Raw genomic sequence first — 19,210 nt, 5'->3', positions numbered from 1 at the left:
TGAACCGGACCTCCACGCGCCGCCTTTAATCAGGACTGGGTGGGAAGGGAGATCTACAACGAACTGTGTCTGAAGCGGCTTACTTGGGGCTGACCAGCAGGATGGTTCCCTTACCGGTGTTCTCGTCGAGCTGGGCCACGTACAGGTTGCCGTTGCTACGGTCTTCGGTCAGGTCCAGCGGGCTGGGATTGAAGTTGGTCAGGCCGGAGATACCTATCTGTGCGTTCACAATGTTGCCGTCCGCGCCCGGCGTCAGCACGACGATGTCCTTGCCCCCCGTACTGCCTGCGGCGTAGCGCACCACCAGCAGGCGGTTCTTGAGCAAAGAGTTGCCCGCCGTCCTGTATTCCTCAATCACGCCGTTGGGCGAGGCATGCTGGCCGAAGTCGTAAGCGAACCCGCCCCAGTTGCGGTCTGGCTGGGTGCCCACGGCGTATTCGGGCACCTCGGCGGGGTCCGCCCCTGCCGTGGGGTTGCCGCCATTTAGCACCCATTCGCAGCGTTCTGGGTTGGGGTGGCCGTAATACTTGCCCTCCTGAACGCGGAACAGGTAATCATTTTGCGTGCCGACGCCACTGCCATCACCGCCTGGGCCGGTTTTACCGACCACTGCTGGGCCGGTGTAGGGGCCGTCGGGCCGGTTTGTACAACTGGCGGGCAGGATGGCGGGCGTGCTGGGCGTATTGCCCGTAGCTGCCGCGCCGTTGGTGGGCGCATACAGGAAGCCGTTCTTGGCCCAGACCATGTCGTAGGCGTTGCGAATACCGGTGGCGTACAGCGTGACAGGCGCACCGAGCGCGTAGGGGTCGTAGGTCCCGCCCCCCGTTCCCGCCGTCCTGACATCCACGGGCGTGATGCTGGCAGGTGACGGCGACTGTGCAGCAATCCTGGAATAATCGATCCGCAACATCGCCGCGTTCAGCATTTTTTCTGGGCGGTTGCCCCACACGCTGTCTTTCTCGCCTGTCGAGCTGTCGCTGCCCTGCAACACATACAGCGCGCCAGTTTGTAATGTGCCATCCGGGTTAGGCTTGAAGGAAATCGAGTTGGTCTCGTGGTCGCGGATCGAGCGGGGCAGGCCCGTCACGTAGTCCTGCACCGTAGCCAGGTCCGGGCCGCTCAGACGCGTGATCTTGCCGCTCCACTCCGGGGCCTCACCACTTCCAGGCCAGAAGTAATTGTTGCTGATCCACAGAATCAGATTTTCCGCCGTGCTGGCCGGATCAAACTTCAGGCCGATGATGGTACGCGGGCCATTGTTGGCAGTCTGCACGGATTTAATGATCTGCGGCTTGTTCAGCGTACCGTCGGCCTGCATGCCAAAACGCAGGATTTCACCGGTCAGGGTGGCGGCGTACAGCATGTTGTCCGGGCCGATTTCTACGGAGGTATACGGGTAGCTGGGCACGTTGCTCTGCGGCACCTGGGTAAAGGCCACTGTACCGCCGCCCGTGGAGGCAGAACCAGTCACGAAGCCAGCATGCGCGGGCAGGAAGCTGTTGCCCGCTTCATCCTTAAGGGCGCTGGTAAGCTGGAAGGTATAGGCCGTGAGCGGCTTAAGCGCCGTGAGCGGCTTGATACTCAGCGTATCTCCGCCGCCCGATGCGGTCACGGTGGCCGGGATCTTGGCCGAGCTGCCCCGCTCGGTCAGGTAGGCGGCGGCAGCCGACACCGAGGCCAGCTTGATCGACCCGCCAGGCAGGTTCATGTCTACCGTCACCGCCGCGTTGAGATTAACCATCGTCTGCCCATCTTCGGGGCTGATGTCGAGCGCGCTGGGCACAGTGCCGGGCGCGATGATCACGTAATCGATCTTGGTGTTGGTGCCGCGGATGGCGTCGATGGTCAACTTGCCGTCGCTGACCTGCACACGTTTGGTCACAGTTCTGAACTTGTTGGTGTCGGCAGGCAGGTAGGGCAGGATGGCCTGCTGGCCCTCAATGTTCAGGGCATGGGTACTGTCAAAGTTGTTGGCGGCGTCGCCGGTACTAACGGTCACGGTGTAAATACCGTCGGCAACCTTGTACTCCCAGGCGGCAGGGGTCCGTTCAGCAGCAGGGTCGGCATTAGTGTTGGTGTCGTACTGCATGTGAATAAAGGTGTTCAGCCGAGCTTCCACACCACTCAGGTTACGTTCACGGGCGTTGGCACTCACATCCAACGGCGTGTGCGCGGCGGCCTGCGTAACCCAGCCGTACCCGCGCGCGTCGTCATACTTCGCGCCCGTGTCGGCGGTGTAGCCCGCCGGCACAGCCGACGCAGCAGGCTGGAAGTTGATCTTCAGACCGTCGGCAGGAAAGGGTGTCGGCGGATTGGTTGGGATGGTCGTTGTCGTGACCGTGACCACCGAGGTCCCGGTCTTGCCAGTGTTGGCCTTGGACGTGGCGATGATGCTGGCCTGCCCGGCGGTCACGGCCCTGACCAGACCGCTGGCGTCCACCGTCGCCACCTCTTTCTTGGTGGAGGTCCAGGTCACGTCCTTACTGAAGGTGCCGGTGCCGGTCACGGTGGCCGTCAGTTGTTGCTGGCTGCCCACTTTCAGGGCAACGCTGACAGGCGTAACGCTCACGCCAGTCACGGCGGTGTCTGGCATAGGCTTGGGCGCGGGATCAGGGTTACAGGCGGCCAGCAGGCCAGTCAGAACAAGCCCCAGCACAGGCAGGCGGGACGGGGACAGCAGCGAACGGGCAGAAGTTTTAGACATCACAGGCAGGTTCCTTTCATCGGGGATATTCGGGTATTCGGGGATGTTCGCGACAGATTTGACGCTCTGGCGGGGGCTGTACTGAAGTGAACTGGCACCCCACGGCAACGTTGAGACAGGTGAGATTAGTCCGCAGAACGTTAAACCTTCGCAAATGGCGTTAACGCTGCAAAGTTCGACTGCAACAGTGAAAACACTCTCCGTAGCCCTGATTTTAGTTCACGTTTTTGTGGGGCGGACGTTGATCTGTTTGTCATCTTTTCGTCAGATTCGCGGGCGACTGACCAGGCAGCACCCCATTGCTATGGCCGCTATGCAGGTGTCTAAGGAGTGCCGCACGTCGTTCCCTAGAGGCCTTCCCGACTCCCAGCAGAAGGCGCAATCTTCCTCTTGAGGCCCCACATCCCCCAGGCCATGCCATGCTGTTTCGCATGACACAGAACATCCCCCAGAGCGTTACAGCGCAGGTCATCACGGTGCAGGTAGAAGGCTTCCCAGACATCACGGCGCGTTCAGGCGAGCGGCTGGTGCTGGCGCTGGAGCGCGGCGGCGTAGACATCCTGCACCGCTGCGGCGGCGTGGCCCGCTGCACCACCTGCCGTGTCAGCTTTCAGGAGGGCGAACCCGACGCCATGACGCTGGCCGAGTACGACAAACTGACGGAAAAGGAGTTGCTGGGGCAGGCCCGGCTGTCCTGCCAGATCGAGTGCGCGCCGGGCATGCGCCTGACCGCGCTGCAAACGGCGGCCAGCACCAGCCTGGAACCCGGCAAGGCCCCCGCCGAGGCCATCGAGCCAGACCCCCAGTGGACCACCCGCCCCGGCGCGTCCACCGAGGGCTGAAAGCCCAGACAGATAGCCAGTGGGCCGCGTCGGCACCGGCCATACGCAGGTTGAAACGAGGGGTAGCAAGGCCCAAAGGACCGCCCAAGCGGACCAGAATCAGAAGGGAGGTGCCACTGGGCGGTCATCTGGACCTCATCCCACGAATATCCGGTGATGACCAGACGCCTGAGCTTCTCTCTGGCGCTCAGTTCATCTTTCTGTGTCGCTCGGCCTCGAAGCGGGCGACTTCCGAGGGACTGGAGACCTGCCGCGCCACCGACAGGCGCAGGTCCTCGGTCTCGGTGTCGTTGGGATCGATGCCCAGGATGGCGGTGGCCAGCAGCACCACCCGCCGCTCCTGCCCCCGCTCGATCTGCGAGGCCCGCAGCTCTGCCCGCAGCGATCCCACCAGTGCCCGCTGAATGGTCATGCGCTGTTCCCCGGCCCACTCGCTTTCCTGAAGACTGGGCAGGAATTCACCCTTGTAGGCGGCCACGGCGGCAGGAAGCTGGCCACCTGCGACCAGTTGCAGTACCCGCTGGCTGTCAAGCGTGATGCTGGCCTTGCTGCTCAGGCGGTATTCAGGGGCCTGATGCGCGCCCTCCACCAAGATCACGTCCGCACCCATCGCCTCACGGATATCGGTGACACACTGCCGGAAATACGTGGCAGCCTTTTTTGGATCGCGGTCCGGCCACAGTTGCGTCACCACGTCCTGGCGGGTGCTGCGCGGGTGCAGTGCCAGATAAGCCAGCACTGCCACGCTGCCGCGCACCCGCATGGCACAGGGAATCCCGTCGCGCAACACCAGTTCCTGCCCCAGCGTCATGATCTCCAGGCGCATACCGCTGGTGAACAGGTCATCGCGCATGGTCCCGCCCAGCAAGGAGGCGTCTTCCAGCGCGGCCTCCAGCAAGGGGGCCAGATTGGGTTGCAGGCGGGCGTAGGCCAGCATTTCCTCAATTTCCCGCAGATCCGGCGCGATGGCCGCCTGCGACTGCGAGTGCGGCTGCCCTGCCAGTTCCAGCAGCGCCTCCGAGAGCAGCCCAGTGCAGCGCAGCAGATCGTTCATGCGGTAAGCGCTGAACGCTGCCAGCAGCAGCGCGCGCGTGGCATCGATCTGTGCGCCGCGTCGCAGGGCTTCCTCGCGCACTTCCAGATGCATCCGCAGCGCCGAGGCACTGTCGCCGCGCCGCAGGGCCATCATCGCCAGCACCACCCGCGCGTACAGCGACAGATCAGGATTTAGGGCACGCAACCGGGCAATCGTGCGAACAGCCTCGGTATGCTCCCCAATCCGGCTGTAATGGTTGGCAAGATGGGAAAGGGCGTAATCGGTGATCTGGACTTCTTGCATCTTTTCTGCTCGGTTCGCTAGACTTAGCAGACTTTCACAAAAACCTGCATAATCTCCTGTTATCAGCATTAGTTCTGTTCTTCGAGCATCTAGCTGAAGCGAATAATGTTCGTCTTCCATCGAATTGACTAAATTCTGAAGTCGATCTATTGTATTAAAGGCCTCGTCAACATATCCAGCTTCAGATTGAATATCAAGCAGGGTATACATTGCAGAGAGCAAGGGTCTCTTGTTTATATCTTTCTCTAACGCGGGAAGCGCGCTATTGATGTATCTGAGTGCAGCAGGAACTTCTCCACGAATCATATGGGCGAATGCAAGCGTGTGCGATATGCGAGCCGCTATCTTTTTATCTCCTAAAGAGAGGTAGCCTCGTCGGGATTCCTCTATTTTTTTAACAGCATCAGCACGCCCCAAGCTCTGTAGAACTACGCCGTGCCAGCGCAGCGTCCTGAAAAGCAACTCGCCAGACAAGCTGGAGGTGATCTCCTCAAAATGTGCGTCCGCTTTTCTCTCATGACCGAGAACGCGCAAAAGATTCCCGTATTCCACTTTGGCTTCAACATCACCCAGTGCCATCGCCAGCTCCAACGGCTCCTCAGCGGCAGCAAATTGGTTCGTGCGGAGGAGTGAGATACCGAGCCAAGCCAATTCTCTCGACTCCAAGTCACTTCGCGCCGTCAGGGTTGTTAAAATAGCATCGTAGTTACCAGCATCAAACTCGCTTTGAAGCTGTGTAGAAGGCACAAAACGCTTTTTCACACTCTGCCACCTATGATACCTTCATGAAAAAGACCTTGCGCTCCCTACTCGGAATCGTTCTAACGTTCAGCATGTGCATTGGCACTGCGAACGCAGCGGTAAAGACTTTGGTTGGTACCGAAAGCGCCGCTCCCATTACGCAGTCCAGCACCAACGGGAAATAGGGCGACTGACATGACGGTATCCTACCCCCGAAAAACGCAGCAGGTCCGTGAAGCCTTTGACACCACTGCTGCCAAACAGGTGCGTCAGCAGGCCACGGAGACCTCCAACGTGCGCCCGGCCAGCGCCTCACTGCTGACCAACCGCATAGACAGCCTGTCTTTCCGGATGGGTCGCCTGTCCTGTGCTGGTCTGGAATGAGTCCCAGACGGCTTCCCTGGAACAACCCCGACAGCGGAGCCTGGAAAGCCGATGCGAATACCCATGATCTGACGGTTGAAATCAATTTCCGGGAGGCTAGCGCCTGGGTGACGGCACTTGCGGACCGCCCCTGCGAAGGGCATGAGCGCCGAGTGGCAGAGCTGACCCTGCACCTCGCCACCGCCGCAGACCTGATCCACAGTGAACGAGATGTCCGGCAGATCGTGTGGGCTGGACTGCTTCACGACATCGGCAAGGTGGCCATCGACCCACGCATCCTGAACAAACCCGGCCCCTTGACTCCCACAGAGTTCGAGGCCGTTCAGCAGCATCCCAGCCTGGGGTACCGCTTGGCGCGCACCGCCCCACAGATTGACAGCGAAACATTGGGGGGCATCCTCCACCACCACGAACGCTGGGACGGTGAGGGCTACCCGATGGGCCTGATCGGCGAATCCATCCCGCTGCTGGCCCGCCTCCTCAAGATCACCGATGTCTACGACGCGCTGGTCTCAGACCGCCCGTACCGTGCCGCCTGGACTGCCGACGAGGCCGCCACGTATCTGCTGCAACATTCGGGCATGGCTTTCGATCCGCGCCTGATTCAGATTTTCGCGTACCGCGTTTTACCGTTTCACCAGCAACCCACCTTTCCCCTGGGCTGAGGTTCTCCTGGAGAGCACAACTCTTCTCCTCCCAATTCATTCCATCGCCAACAACTTCCGCACAGCAGGAGTTGATTTTTTTGGTCTGTATCCCTAAAGTTCTGTAGCCCCAAAATGCGATCTCGTTCGTCACTGGACTAGGAAAGCAGAATATGCTCCAGCTCAACGCCGTGCAGAATATGTGGCTAGGCAGAATGGAAATGAGATGGACACACGACAGGAAAGCCCCCACCCGTTCCCAGGTGGGGGCTTTCGTTTAACCTCTCAGCGATTCAGCTTGAAGCTTCCGCGCTCAGTTCAGTTGGTGTAGGTCACGTTCTCGTTGACCACGCCGGGGCGGGTGTCGTCGTAGCTGCGATCTCCAGTCACGGAGTCGCTGCTGTTATTGCTCTCGCCGTACTTCTCCAGCGTGCGGTCATCGGCCACCTGCATGTCGCGGACGGTCAGCAGGCCGGTGCCAGCGGGAATCAGCTTGCCCAGGATGACGTTTTCCTTCAGGCCGATCAGATCGTCGACCTGGCCCTTCATGCTGGCCTCGGTCAGGACGTGGGTGGTGTGCTGGAACGACGCCGCGCTCAGCCAGCTCTTGGTGGTCAGGCTGCTCTTGGTAATGCCCAACAGAACGGGCTTCCAGCTCGACGGCGTGGCGTCCTCGGGCAGGGCGTTGTTGGCCCCGTCCACTTCCCAGCGCTCGACGGTCTGGCCTTCCAGCAGATCGGTGCTGCCACCGTCCACGATTTCCACGTAGCGCAGCATCTGGCGAATGATCACTTCGATGTGCTTGTCATGGACCTTCACGCCCTGACTGCGGTACACGCGCTGCACTTCGTCCACCAGATACTTCTGGGCGGACTCGTTGTCCTTGTACTCCAGCAGATCGTGAGGATTGACAGCCCCGCGCGTCAGTTGCTGACCGGCCTCGACGTGCGAGCCGTCCTTGATTTCGGGCAGCAGGCGGGTGGCGCGCGAGACCTTGTGCAGTTTGCCGCTGAACTGGGCGTCGTCGGCCTCCACCTTGATCAGGTAGCGCTCGTCTTCCTCAGTGATGTGGATGACGCCGGTGGTGTCGGCGATCAGGGCCGGAACCTTGGGCTTGCGGGCCTCGAACAGCTCGATCACGCGGGGCAGACCCATGGTGATGTCGCCGCCGCCGCTGCCGGCCACGCCGCCGGTGTGGAAGGTGCGCATGGTGAGCTGCGTGCCGGGTTCACCGATGCTTTCTGCGGCCACCACGCCCACGGCCTCGCCCATGCTGACCGGCTTGGCCTGCGACAGATCGTAGCCGTAGCACTTCTGGCACACGCCGCTCTTGACCCGGCAGTTCAGCGGGGTGCGGACGAAGATGTCAAGCAGGATCTTGGCATCCTTGGTAATCGCCTTGACATGCTCCAGAGACAGCATCTCGCCCTCACGGATGGTGCTGCCATCGGACAGTTCGATGTCTGCGGTCAGGGTGCGGCCATAGATGCTGGTTTCGATCTCGCTGGCCTTACGGGCACGCCACTCGCCGCTGCGCTCGTCGGTGGCACCCAGGCTGATGGTGCTGTAGTCGGTGGTACCACAGTCCACGTCGCGCACAACGACTTCATGGGCCACGTCCACCAGCTTGCGGGTCAGGTAGCCGGAGTCGGCGGTGCGCAGCGCGGTATCGGCCCCGCCCTTACGCGCGCCGTGCGTGCTGATGAAGTATTCCAGCACGGTCAGGCCCTCGCGGAAGCTGGCCTTGATCGGCACCTCAATCGTCGATCCGTCGGGGCGGGCCATCAGGCCGCGCATCCCGGCGAGCTGTGTGATCTGCTGGGCGTTACCACGCGCGCCGGACTGACTCATGATCCACAGCGGGTTGAACGGGTAGTTCTGGCTGAAGTTGTCGAACATGGCGTTCTTGACCTCATCCTTGGTTTCGTTCCAGAGCTGCACCACCTGCTTGTAGCGCTCCTCGTTGGTCATAAAGCCGAACTCGTAGTTCTGCTCAATCTCCGCGACCTGCTCCTCGGCGCGGGCCAGGATCTCGCCCTTGCTGGGCGGAATCACGACGTCGTCGATGCCGATGGTGATGCCGGAAGAGGTGGACAGTTTGAACCCGCTGTCCTTAAGGGCATCCAGCAGTCCGGCGGTGGCCTCGATCCCGAGGTGCTTGAAGCAGGCCATCACCATGTCTTTCAGGTGATCCTTCTCGTAGGCGGTGTCCAGGTTGACCAGGGTATCCACCAGGGCGGCCTGCGTGCCCAGGGCTTCCTGCACCAGACGGCGGAACATCACGCGCCCGGCGCTGGTCTCGTAGATGGTGCCGTTCAGGCGGATACGGACGTGATCCTGGTAATCCAGGCCACCGCGCTCGACAGCCATGATGGCCTCGTCGGGGCTGGAGAAGTTGTACTTCAGACGGCCAGGGCTGGTGGCCACGCCACGCACCGTGATCGGGCTGTTGAGACTGACCGTCTCGGCTTCCAGCGCCTGCAAGGCGGCGTTCTCGTCGGCAAAGTCCGTGCCTGCGCCCAGGTTGTCGTGGCGCAGTTGGGTCAGCGTGAAGATGCCCAGAATGATGTCGCGGCTGGGCTTGACGTTCGGCTCGCCGTTGGCCGGGGACAGCAGGTTGTGTGAAGCCAGCATCTGAATGCGGGCTTCGGCCTGCGCCTGCGCGCTGAGGGGGACGTGGATAGCCATCTGATCGCCGTCGAAGTCGGCGTTGAAGGCTTCACAGACGAGGGGGTGCAACTGGATGGACTGGCCTTCCACGAGGACCGGCTCAAAGGCCTGGATGCCGAGGCGGTGCAGGGTGGGGGCGCGGTTGAGCAGCACGACCTTGTCCTCGATCACCTCTTCCAGGGCGTCCCACACGCTGTCGCGGGTATCGCGGTAGCGCTCGAGCATCTTGCGGGCCTGCTTGATGTTGGTGACTTCGCCCTTTTCCTCCAGCACTTTGAACAGGAAAGGCTTGAACAGTTCCAGGGCCATGCGCTTGGGCACACCGCACTGGTGCAGCTTGAGCTGCGGGCCGACGACGATCACCGAGCGCCCAGAGTAATCTACGCGCTTGCCCAGCAGGTTCTGACGGAAACGCCCCTGCTTGCCGCCCAGCAGATCGGTCAATGAGCGCAGGCTGCGGTCAGAGCCGGGATTGGTCACGGGGCTGCCGCGCCGTCCGTTGTCGATCAGGGCGTCCACGGCTTCCTGCAACATGCGCTTCTCGTTGCGGATGATCATGTCGGGCGCACCCTGGCCGATCAGCTTCTTGAGGCGGTTGTTGCGGTTGATCAGGCGGCGGTACAGATCGTTGAGGTCCGACGTGGCGAAGCGTCCGCCGTCCACCTGCACCATCGGGCGTAAGTCGGGCGGCATGACCGGAACGGTGTTGAGGATCATCCACGAGGGGTGGTTGCCGCTGCGCTTGAAGGCGCGCGTGACTTCCAGCCGCTTGCGAGACTTGGCGCGCTTGTGGCGCGAGGAATCCTTCATCGCCTCGTTCAGCTCGGCTTCCAGCACGTCCAGATCGATATCGTCGAGGAGTTCCTTGACGGCTTCCGCGCCCATCTTGGCCTCGAAATCGTAGGACTCGATGACGCGGACCTGCTTGCGGACCAGATCGATCTCGATGCGGCCCGAGATTTCCGAGCGCAGGTTGCCGCCATCGGCCAGCTCGTCGCCGGGTTCCACGCGGTCACCGATCACGACGAGAGGTTCGTCCTCGTAGGGGTAGACCTTGGCCTTGGACACGATGACGCTGGCAGGAGCGTGCAGCGTGATGGTGCCGTTGGCCTCGGCGGTAATTTCCTCGGCGGTGTCGATGGCTCCCACAACGCGCTGACCGGCCTCGACCTCGCTGCCGTCGCCGACCAGAACGTGCATGGTGGGGTTGATCGGGTACTCGGCGCGGCGGGTCCAGTGGGCGGTGACAGTGGGGTCACCCTTCTTGGGCAGCTTGACAGCGCTCAGGCGGCTGTCGCGGCTGACGCGCAGGCGCTGGCCGGACTTGGCCGAGGCCAGTTCTGCTCCGGCGTCGATGATCTCGCCGTGCGCCACCGCGACTTCCATGCCCTGCGGCACGTAGATGCGGGCCAGGACTTCGCCCAGCGGAGTTTCGACTTCAATGTCCTCGCCGTTCTCGTCCTGCTCGGCAGGGGCGGCGTCCACGCTTTCGCGGATAACCACCATCACGGAGTCCTCGCCCATCTCGCTCAGGAAGGCGGTCCCGGCGACGGGGGCGGTGATGCTCACGTCGGCTTCCAACTCGGCCAGGATTTCCCCGGCGCGGAAGGTTTCCTGATCCACCAGCACGTCGCTCGGCAGGGGCAGGGTGGCCTCCACTTCCTCGCGGTAGGCGATCTCGGCGCGGCGGGGGAAACGGTACTGGGCCAGGCCGTCCATCTTGGCCACCACGTTGCCGCCCAGGGTCTGGCCGCGCGTGACGTACTCGCCGTCACCCACGACGGTTTCCTGACCGTTGGGGATGGTGTAGGTTTCCTGCCGCCCGAAGCGCAGTTCGCGGTACTCGTCGTCGGTCAGCAGCTCGCCGCGCTTAAGGGGCCGCCCGTCTTTCTGGGCGTTGCGCGGATCGGTGACCAGGAAAGAGCTGAAGTACAGCACCTTTTCCAGTTGCCCGGCACTCAGGTCCAGCAGCGTGCCGATCTTGCTGGGACTGTCCTTGACATACCAGATGTGCGCGGCAGGCGTCGCCAGATCGATGTGGCCCATACGGTAGCGGCGCACCTTGCTGGACGTGACTTCCACGCCGCAACGCTCGCAGACTTTACCTTCGTAGCGCTGGCGCTTGTACTTGCCACAGGCGCACTCGTAGTCCTTCTGTGGCCCGAAGATACGCTCGTCGAACAAGCCTTCGCGCTCAGGCTTTAGCGTGCGGTAATTGATGGTTTCGGGCTTTTCAACCTCGCCAAAGCTCCACTCACGGACTTTTTCCGGGCTGGCAATGGCGATACGGACTTTGCTGAAATCTTTCATTGAAACTCCTTTGGAGTTTTGTTAGACCGTTGGACTGCCGGACGGTCTAACCGCAAAAGGCTTGAATGGTTATGCTTTTTGACAGTTAGACCCTTAAACATTTTGAGCAGTGCTCAGCGCTTGGGCATCATCCCTTCGAAGATGTCCACGGGCCTATCTCCGGCGTCCAGCACTTCCACGTTCAGGCCCAGCGAGTGGAGTTCCTTGACCAGCACCTTGAAGGATTCGGGGATGGTGCTGCCCGAGACTTCCTCGCCCTTGACGATGCTCTGGTACGCGGCGTCGCGTCCGTCGATGTCGTCGGACTTGATGGTCAGCATTTCCTGGAGGGTATGCGCCGCGCCGTAGGCTTCGAGCGCCCACACTTCCATCTCGCCGAAGCGCTGGCCGCCGAACTGCGCCTTGCCGCCCAGCGGCTGCTGGGTGATCAGGCTGTAGGGGCCGGTGGAGCGGGCGTGCAGCTTGTCTTCCACCATGTGGTAGAGCTTCATGACGTACATGGTGCCCACCACGACGGGGCCGCTGATCGGCTCGCCGCTGCGTCCGTCGAACAGAATGCTCTTGCCAGTGCGGGCCAGACTCATCTGCGCGGCCTCGTAATCGACGCTGGCCTTGTTGATGACGCCCAGTTTCCCGGCGCGGTCCAGCACTTCCTGCTCGCGCTTGTCCAGCTCGAAGCCGTCGTCCTTGCGGGCCTGCAACCTCTCGGCGGCAGCGACTTCCAGCATTTCCTTGATGGTGGCTTCGGTGACCGAGTCGAACACCGGGGTCTCGAACTTCTGACCCGTCAGGCGCGCGACTTCACCCAGGTGCGTTTCCAGAATCTGGCCCAGGTTCATGCGCGAGGGCACGCCCAGTGGGTTGAACACCAGATCGACGGGGGTACCGTCTTCCAGGTAGGGCATGTCTTCGGGGGCCATGATCTTGGACACGACGCCCTTGTTCCCGTGGCGGTTCGCCACCTTATCGCCCACCTGCAACTGACGCTTCTGCGCCACGTACACGCGTACCATCTCGCGCACGCCGGGCTTGAGGTCCACGCCCTCGTCGCCCCGGCGGAAGCGCACGGTCTTGACGACGATGCCGCCCTGACCGGACTGCACACGCAGGGAGGTGTCCTTCACTTCGCGGGCCTTTTCACCGAAGATCGAGCGCAGCAGGCGTTCTTCGGGGGTGGGTTCGCTTTCACCTTTGAACGAGGTTTTGCCCACCAGAATGTCGCCGGGCTTGACTTCCGCGCCCACGCGCACGATGCCGTCCTCGTCCAGATCGCGCAGAGCAGCCTCGGACAGACCGGGGATGTCGCGGGTGATCTTCTCTGGCCCCAGCTTGGTGTCGCGGGCGTCGACCTCGTCCTTCTCGATATGGACGGAGGTGTAGAAGTCCTTGCGGATCAGACCCTCGTTGATGCAGATGGCATCCTCGAAGTTGTAGCCGTCGAAGGGCATGATGGCGATGGTGATGTTCTGCCCCAGCGCCAGGCGGCCCCGGTCACTGGCCGGGCCGTCGGCGATGACCTGGCCCGCCTTGATCTCGTCACCCAGGCTGACAATGGGGTGCTGATCGAGGTTGGTGCCCTGGTTGCTGCGGGTGAAACGCACCAGCTCGAAGGTGCGGACGTTGCCCGTGACCATGCCAGCGGCGGCGGAATCCTCGGCCAGGGTGATCTGGATGGCGCGGGCGTCCACGTAGGTCACGCGGCCCGTCACGTCGCTGACGACGCTGGTGCCGGAATCGGTGACCACGCGGCGTTCCACACCCGTGCCCACGGCGGGGCTGTCGGCGCGAACGAGGGGCACCGCCTGCGACTGCATGTTGGAACCCATCAGCGCGCGGTTGGCGTCATCGTGTTCCAGGAAGGGAATAAGGCTGGTATTGATGGAGACGATCTGCTTGGGACTGACGTCCATGTAGTCGACTTCGTCGGGGGTGTACCAGAGGGGATCGCCCTTGCGGCGGGCCAGCACGCGCTCGTCGGCAAAGGTGTTGTCGGCATTCAGAGGGCTGTTGGCCTGCGCCACCGTGTACCTGTCTTCGATGTCGGCGGTCATGTACTCCACCGTCTCGCTGACGTTGCCGTCTTTCACGCGGCGGTACGGAGCCTCGATAAAGCCCAGCGGGTTGACCTTGGCATAGGAGGCCAGCGAGGAAATCAGGCCGATGTTCGCGCCTTCTGGTGTTTCGATGGGGCAGATGCGCCCGTAGTGCGTGCGGTGGACGTCTCGCACGTCGAAGCCCGCGCGTTCACGCGTCAACCCGCCTGGCCCCAGTGCGGAGATGCGGCGCTTGTGGCGCAAATCCGACAGTGGGTTGGTCTGGTCCTTGAACTGTGACAGTTGGCTGCGCCCAAAGAACTCGCGCATGGCCGCCACGATGGGGCGGTTGTTGACCAGCTTGGTGGGGGTCGCGGCGTCCGGGTTGCCCAGCAGCATGCGCTCACGCACACCACGCGCCATGCGGCCCATGCCCACGCGGAGCTGATCGGCCAGCAGTTCGCCCACGGTCCGCACGCGGCGGTTGCCCAGGTGATCGATGTCGTCCTCGCCCACGGGAACGTCGTGCATCTTGCCTTCCGGCCCCATCATGGAGACGGTGGCGTGGCCGTGGTGCAGCGCCATCAGGTAGCGAATGGTGTCCACCAGCCCGGCGTCGCTGAACTTGCCGTCCGCGAAGGTCAGCAAGGTGTATTCCTGGCGGTCCAGGCCCAGTTTGCGGTTCATCTTGAAACGGCCCGGCTTGCCCAGATCGTAGCGGCGCGGATCGGCCAGCAGTCCGTACAGGTACTGGGTGGCCTTGTCGCGCTTGGGCGGATCGCCCGGACGCAGCACGGTAAACAGACGCAGCAGCGCCTCATCCGCGCCCATGCCCGCGCTCTTGTCCTCGGCGGGTTCGGGGTTGGTGTCGAATTCGCTGAACAGCGCCTTCAGAGAGGCGTCGTCATAGCCCAGCACGCGCAGCAGCATCGCCACGGGGAACTTGCGCTTGTTGACCTTCATTTCCATCACGCCGCCCACGACTTCCAGCTCAATCCAGGGACCGCGCTTGGGCATGGGGATGATCGCGCCGGTGTACAGCTTCTTGATGCCCTTGTAGCTGGACGTGAAGTACACGCCGGGGCTGCGGTGGATCTGTGAGATCACCACGCGGTCTGCGCCGTTGATGACGAACGAGCCGTCGCCGGTCATCAGGGGCAGATCGCCCAGGAACACCTGGTCTTCCTTGATCAGGCCGCTGTCCTTGTGGATCAGTTGCAGCTTGGCGTACATCGGGGCCTGATAGGTCAGGTCCTTCTCGCGGCACTCTTCGGGGGTGTAGGGCGGGTCACCCAGACGGTATTCCAGGTAATCCAGCACCAGGCCCGTGCTGCGGCCCTTCTCAGTTTCGTCGATGGGGAAGACTTCCTTGAAGGCGCTCTGGAGGCCCACGTTGTCGCGCTTGTCCGGCGCGCGGTCGGCCTGCAAAAACGCGCGGAAGGAGTTGACCTGAATCTCGGTCAGGTTGGGAAGCGGGATGACCTCAGTGATCTCGCCGAACCGTTCAATGCGGGAATCTTTACCGATAAAACTCATGCACACCTCGCACGCACCCTGCTGTTTGTTGCTCACGGCCTTCTCGGGGCAGAAAAAGACCTTTGTAACCCTTGGTACTGTAGAATCGAACTGTAATCAAGCTTGGGAAAGTGGAGTTGGCGAACGTCAGAAACGGCGCAGTCAGGACTCGCAACCTCCTCGGCTGCGTTCCTGTCATTGGGCGTTAATTTTGAAAACTGGAAATTACCAATTCACTCCTGCCTAACCCATCCTGGTTGGCCGCAGGTGAATATATAACGTACTGGGCTGAACTGTCAAGAGGCCATACCGACTGCTCGAATATCCGTTCAGGGCGCTCAAAGCGAAAGGGAGGGCAACATGAAAAACACGCCTGGGGCGCTCCCCGATGATGTGACACGGCTGCCCTGTTAGCGGATATACAGGGTGTCCTGAGTCATCCGGTCTTGGGCGATACGCTGCATCTGGACGCATGCGGGCCAGACGAGCTACGGAACGCCTGGACGACGCTGGGCGGCGCGTTACTGGACAACTTCGGAACGCTGGGTTGAGCTGGCGTTTGTTCTCGAGGTCCGCAATCGACGCCTTCATCTCCCCGATCTCGCGGCTCTGGGTTTTGATGATCCCGTCGGCCAGCTCGCGTACGCGGGGGGCTTTGATCTGCGCCCGTTCACTGGTCAGGATGGCAATGGAATGGTGCAGGATGATGGCCTTCATCCACGCCACATCGCCCACGGTGGCCTGTGAGCGCAATAGCCACAGCGATGCGGCGAACACGGCGATGCTGCCCATATTCACGCGGCGGCTCCTGTACATCTTCAGCGTGAAGCCCAGCATGATCACGGCCATCGTCGCGCCCATGTACAGCGCCATCCACATGCGCGTCTGACTGAAATAGATGTGGTCCAGCTCGGAGGTGTTCAGGTGCATCAGGCCGAACATGACGGTGGTGGAGGTGGCGATTATGGCCTCAAATCGGCTCTAGCTGCCGCCCATCTTGCCCATCGGTTTCCCGCTCTGGCCTGGGGAGGTGGGTGGACGCTCTGTAGATTCGTTCATGCAATGCTCCCAATAAAACATCGCCTGCCGCAAGACGGGTGCGGGCAGGCGACGGAAACTGCTTGCAAAAGCTCAGGCGCTCAGGCTGTCCAGCATTTTCTGGCACGCCTGCTCACAGCGGCGGCAGGACTCGGCACACACGGCGCAGTGCTCCATGTCCATCTTCTCGGCGTGCTGCTGGCATTCGTCGCCGCAGGCTTTGCAGGCCGCCAAGCAGGCCTGAAGCTGGGCACGGATCACGGCCATTTCGGGCTGGGTCTGGCGCACCAGTACGCGCCCAGTGGTGGTGCAGATATCGGCGCAGTCAGAGTTCAGGCGAATGCAGTGCGTCAGGTGCCCGGCGTGTTCGGTCTCGCCCAGGCAGGCGTCGGCGCAGGACATGCAGATCTGCGCGCACTCGAAACAGGCGTCGATGCATTCCGTCAGGGCTTCCATCTCAAAGGGAGACTTGCTGATCTGGGGGTGGGTCTGCAACATGCGGGAAATGGCGGAGCTGGCGTTCTGGGTCATGGAAAACCTCCGGGGAAAGAAGCGAATGTTCATCCGGCATCGTAGGCGGCATCGCCTCTAGCGCGTGTGATACAGCACTTCCTCTGAAGGCTAGCTGAAGTGCAGGCCAAGAAGCGTTCAAGAGGTCCGGGCAGGAAGTCCCAAGAATGCCTGAAGCCCCCAGCGTTTGGCCCACCACGGTTGCACACGCCTCCTGCTTCTAGACTCTGAAGATGACCGACACGATAAAAGCCCCCCAGTACAGCAAGCCCAGCGACGCCGAACTGCGCGAGCGCCTGACCCCCGAGCAGTACCGCGTGACCCAGCACGAGGGCACCGAACGGGCCTTTTCCGGCGAGTACTGGGATACGGATGGCGACGGCATTTACGTGGATGTGGTCTCCGGCGAACCGCTGTTTTCCAGCGCTGACAAGTACGACGCGGGCTGCGGCTGGCCCAGCTTTACCCGCCCGATCCAGAACACCCAGTTGACCGAGAACACCGACTACAAGATCGGCTACGCCCGCACCGAGGTCCGCTCCGGCAGTGTGGATTCGCACCTGGGTCACGTCTTCCCCGATGGCCCGCAGGAGCAGGGTGGCCTGCGCTACTGCATCAACTCGGCGTCACTGCGTTTCGTTCCAGCTGAGAAACTGGAGGCTGAAGGGTACGGCGAATACAAGCAGATGTTCAGCTAGAGCTGGGGCAGCGACAAAGATGGGGCGAGTCCACGGTGGCTCGCCTTTCTTATTTCTGTTTTTTGCCCATTCAGCGGGTGCCGAAATCCTGCACCCAGTAGAGCTTGCCGCCCGCGTTCCGGGCCAGACCGAGGCCCAGCTCACGGTACTCGGCATTCATCAGGTTGCGGCAGTGGCCCTCGCTGTTCAGCCAGCCGGTCACCACTTCCTGCGCGCTGGTCTGCCCGGCGGCGATGTTCTCGGCAATCGCGCGCCAGCCATACCCGGCAGCGTCGATACGGTCTTTCAGCGTGCGCCCATTTTGGCTGGTGTGGCTGAAATAATTCAGGGCGGCCATATCGGCGGCGTGGGCCTGGGCCGCTGCACCCAGCCGGGCCTCGGAGTTCAGCGGGGGTGCGGGCGGAAAGTGCTGCGTGCCACATGTCTGGCCCCTGGCCCGCGCGGCGTTGGACAATGTCAGCACCTGCCCGGTCATCGTGTCCAGGCGCTGTGGGGTGGTGGGCGACGGGGCCGCGACCTGCACACGGAACTCGGCCAGGGTCCGGCCTGATCCAGTCTGGATGGCCCGCACCGACGCCTGACCCTCATGGCCCGCCCGTGCCAGCCCACCTGCCGAGACCGACACGACGCGCGGATCGCTGCTGGTCCAGTTCAGCTCGTTCGGCGGCACGTTGCGTCCATTCAGCGTCACCTCAAGCTGGATGTTCTGGCCCACACCCAGACGCATGGGCCGCACCTCGGCCTGGACTGGCCCAGGAATCACGGTGGATCGGGCCGTGCGGGGGGCGCAGGCTGAGAGGGTCAGGGCGCTCAAACTCAGGACGATGAAGGGAAGAAAGCGCATCTCGCCCCCATTAAAGCGGGAATGGGCGCGGGCGATTGGAATTTATTCCTCAGCCATCACCCCGAAGGCCACCCCCGTGACCTCCGTGATGGGTATGTCGCCGGGAAGGACCGATACGCGCAGACCCTCCGCCAGTGCCCAGGCGGCATTCAGCAGCGGCAGGCGGGCCATTTCGTCGGTTACACCCCACAAATGCGCTGCACCTTTTCCATCGACGCCATGCCACAGCAACGCCCCTATCTCTGCGCCCGCGCTGTCGTAGGCCAGAAACGGCAGATACTCGCGCTGCCCATCCAGCCGCGCCGCCAGATGTCGGGCCAGTGGCGTGGCCCATTCCGGCGTGCTGTGTGCGGCAGTCAGGACATCAGCCCACTTCTGCATGTGCAGGCGGCTGATCTGCTCCACCACGATGCCGGAGTCCTGCACTTCGGTGGGCGTGAAGGTTCCCACCTCCAGCGCCGCCACCTCACGCACCCCCGCAATGGGCGAGAGCGAGGCCAGCAGCGGCGGAAGCTCGTGCGCCGTATGCCACGCCAGGGCAGAGCGCAGGTCCGGCACAACTTCTGGCAGATATGTCGCGTTCAGACCCAGCACGTTCACGCCGGGGGTCAGTAACGTGAGTGCGCCGCCCTCCTCCCGCTGAAAGGTGGAGAGAGGCCCGAAATAGTCGGTCAGTTCGGAGAGGACTGGGGGCAGCACAGCGCTGAAAGCCTAGCCCTGCCTGTCACGGTGAACGGAAGTCAACTCGCCCGCGTAGCCCCAGTTCTCCGGGTCAATCTCGTCAATGACGACATGCACGCTCTCCGGCTTCTTGCCCAGCACGCTCTGCATGGTGGCGGTGATTTCCCGGACGATCTGGGCCTTCTGCTCGGTGGTGATGTCCTTGCGGGTCAGGCGAACATTGATGTAGGGCATGGGGGCGATTCTAGCCGGGACAG

13 protein-coding genes are annotated in these 19,210 nt (G+C 62.4%); 4 read left to right on the top strand and 9 right to left on the bottom strand.

Annotated elements, in window-relative coordinates; genetic code table 11:
- Positions 1 to 79 precede the first annotated feature (79 nt).
- The gene (locus tag DAAJ005_RS04635; RefSeq protein ID WP_151846093.1) at positions 80 to 2,704 is read right to left on the bottom strand and encodes an Ig-like domain-containing protein; all 2,625 of its coding nucleotides are present in this window, start codon (positions 2,702 to 2,704) and stop codon (positions 80 to 82) included.
- A gap of 431 nt (positions 2,705 to 3,135) precedes the next feature.
- Here DAAJ005_RS04635 and DAAJ005_RS04630 point away from each other — a divergent pair, with 431 nt between their 5' ends.
- Positions 3,136 to 3,546 carry a 2Fe-2S iron-sulfur cluster-binding protein gene (locus tag DAAJ005_RS04630; protein WP_151846092.1) on the top strand — a complete coding sequence of 137 codons (411 nt, stop codon included), beginning with the start codon at positions 3,136 to 3,138 and terminating at the stop codon, positions 3,544 to 3,546.
- A gap of 187 nt (positions 3,547 to 3,733) precedes the next feature.
- Here the strand turns inward: DAAJ005_RS04630 and DAAJ005_RS04625 are convergent, their stop codons facing one another.
- Positions 3,734 to 4,885, bottom strand: a complete 1,152-nt coding sequence (locus DAAJ005_RS04625; protein ID WP_151846091.1) for a hypothetical protein — start codon at positions 4,883 to 4,885, stop codon at positions 3,734 to 3,736.
- A 936-nt stretch (positions 4,886 to 5,821) separates the two neighbouring features.
- Between DAAJ005_RS04625 and DAAJ005_RS04620 the strand changes: the two genes are divergently transcribed.
- Both DAAJ005_RS04620 and DAAJ005_RS04615 read left to right on the top strand, forming a co-directional pair.
- Complete coding sequence (locus DAAJ005_RS04620) at positions 5,822 to 6,010, top strand: hypothetical protein (protein ID WP_151846090.1); 189 nt, start codon at positions 5,822 to 5,824, stop codon at positions 6,008 to 6,010.
- A complete protein-coding gene (locus DAAJ005_RS04615; protein ID WP_151846089.1) occupies positions 6,007 to 6,675 on the top strand; it encodes an HD-GYP domain-containing protein in 669 nt (222 codons plus the stop codon). The genes DAAJ005_RS04620 and DAAJ005_RS04615 overlap by 4 nt, the downstream gene beginning before the upstream one ends.
- A 297-nt stretch (positions 6,676 to 6,972) precedes the next feature.
- On the opposite strand, the gene rpoC is transcribed toward DAAJ005_RS04615, so the two are convergent.
- The 4 genes from rpoC to DAAJ005_RS04595 all read right to left on the bottom strand — a co-directional run bounded on the left by rpoC (position 6,973) and on the right by DAAJ005_RS04595 (position 16,751).
- Positions 6,973 to 11,634 (bottom strand): DNA-directed RNA polymerase subunit beta', encoded by a 4,662-nt coding sequence (gene rpoC / locus DAAJ005_RS04610; RefSeq protein WP_151846088.1) that lies wholly within the window; start codon positions 11,632 to 11,634, stop codon positions 6,973 to 6,975.
- A 113-nt stretch (positions 11,635 to 11,747) separates the two neighbouring features.
- Positions 11,748 to 15,203, bottom strand: coding sequence for a DNA-directed RNA polymerase subunit beta (locus tag DAAJ005_RS04605; protein WP_151848388.1), 3,456 nt, complete (start codon positions 15,201 to 15,203; stop codon positions 11,748 to 11,750).
- Between the two features lie 222 nt (positions 15,204 to 15,425).
- On the bottom strand, positions 15,426 to 16,124 hold the full coding sequence (locus tag DAAJ005_RS04600) for a DUF305 domain-containing protein (RefSeq protein WP_151846087.1): 699 nt from the start codon (positions 16,122 to 16,124) through the stop codon (positions 15,426 to 15,428).
- 189 nt (positions 16,125 to 16,313) lie between these two features.
- Entirely contained in the window at positions 16,314 to 16,751 is a 438-nt protein-coding gene (locus DAAJ005_RS04595; protein ID WP_151846086.1) for a four-helix bundle copper-binding protein, read from the bottom strand.
- Between the two features lie 212 nt (positions 16,752 to 16,963).
- Between DAAJ005_RS04595 and msrB the strand changes: the two genes are divergently transcribed.
- The gene (gene msrB / locus DAAJ005_RS04590) at positions 16,964 to 17,428 is read left to right on the top strand and encodes a peptide-methionine (R)-S-oxide reductase MsrB (protein WP_151846085.1); all 465 of its coding nucleotides are present in this window, start codon (positions 16,964 to 16,966) and stop codon (positions 17,426 to 17,428) included.
- 70 nt (positions 17,429 to 17,498) lie between these two features.
- On the opposite strand, the gene DAAJ005_RS04585 is transcribed toward msrB, so the two are convergent.
- Genes DAAJ005_RS04585 through DAAJ005_RS04575 form a run of 3 tightly spaced genes read right to left on the bottom strand, consistent with a single transcriptional unit; the run spans position 17,499 to position 19,187 of the window.
- Positions 17,499 to 18,272 (bottom strand): CAP domain-containing protein, encoded by a 774-nt coding sequence (locus DAAJ005_RS04585; RefSeq protein WP_151846084.1) that lies wholly within the window; start codon positions 18,270 to 18,272, stop codon positions 17,499 to 17,501.
- 42 nt (positions 18,273 to 18,314) lie between these two features.
- Positions 18,315 to 18,971, bottom strand: a complete 657-nt coding sequence (locus tag DAAJ005_RS04580; protein WP_151846083.1) for a hypothetical protein — start codon at positions 18,969 to 18,971, stop codon at positions 18,315 to 18,317.
- 12 nt (positions 18,972 to 18,983) lie between these two features.
- The gene (locus DAAJ005_RS04575; protein WP_151846082.1) at positions 18,984 to 19,187 is read right to left on the bottom strand and encodes a 4-oxalocrotonate tautomerase family protein; all 204 of its coding nucleotides are present in this window, start codon (positions 19,185 to 19,187) and stop codon (positions 18,984 to 18,986) included.
- Positions 19,188 to 19,210: the final 23 nt, after the last annotated feature.

Origin of the sequence: Deinococcus sp. AJ005 (genome assembly GCF_009017495.1) — a bacterium.
GTDB lineage: Bacteria > Deinococcota > Deinococci > Deinococcales > Deinococcaceae > Deinococcus.
The sequence above is the reverse complement of the archived record's forward strand: the minus strand, read 5'-3'. Positions and strand labels throughout refer to the sequence as shown.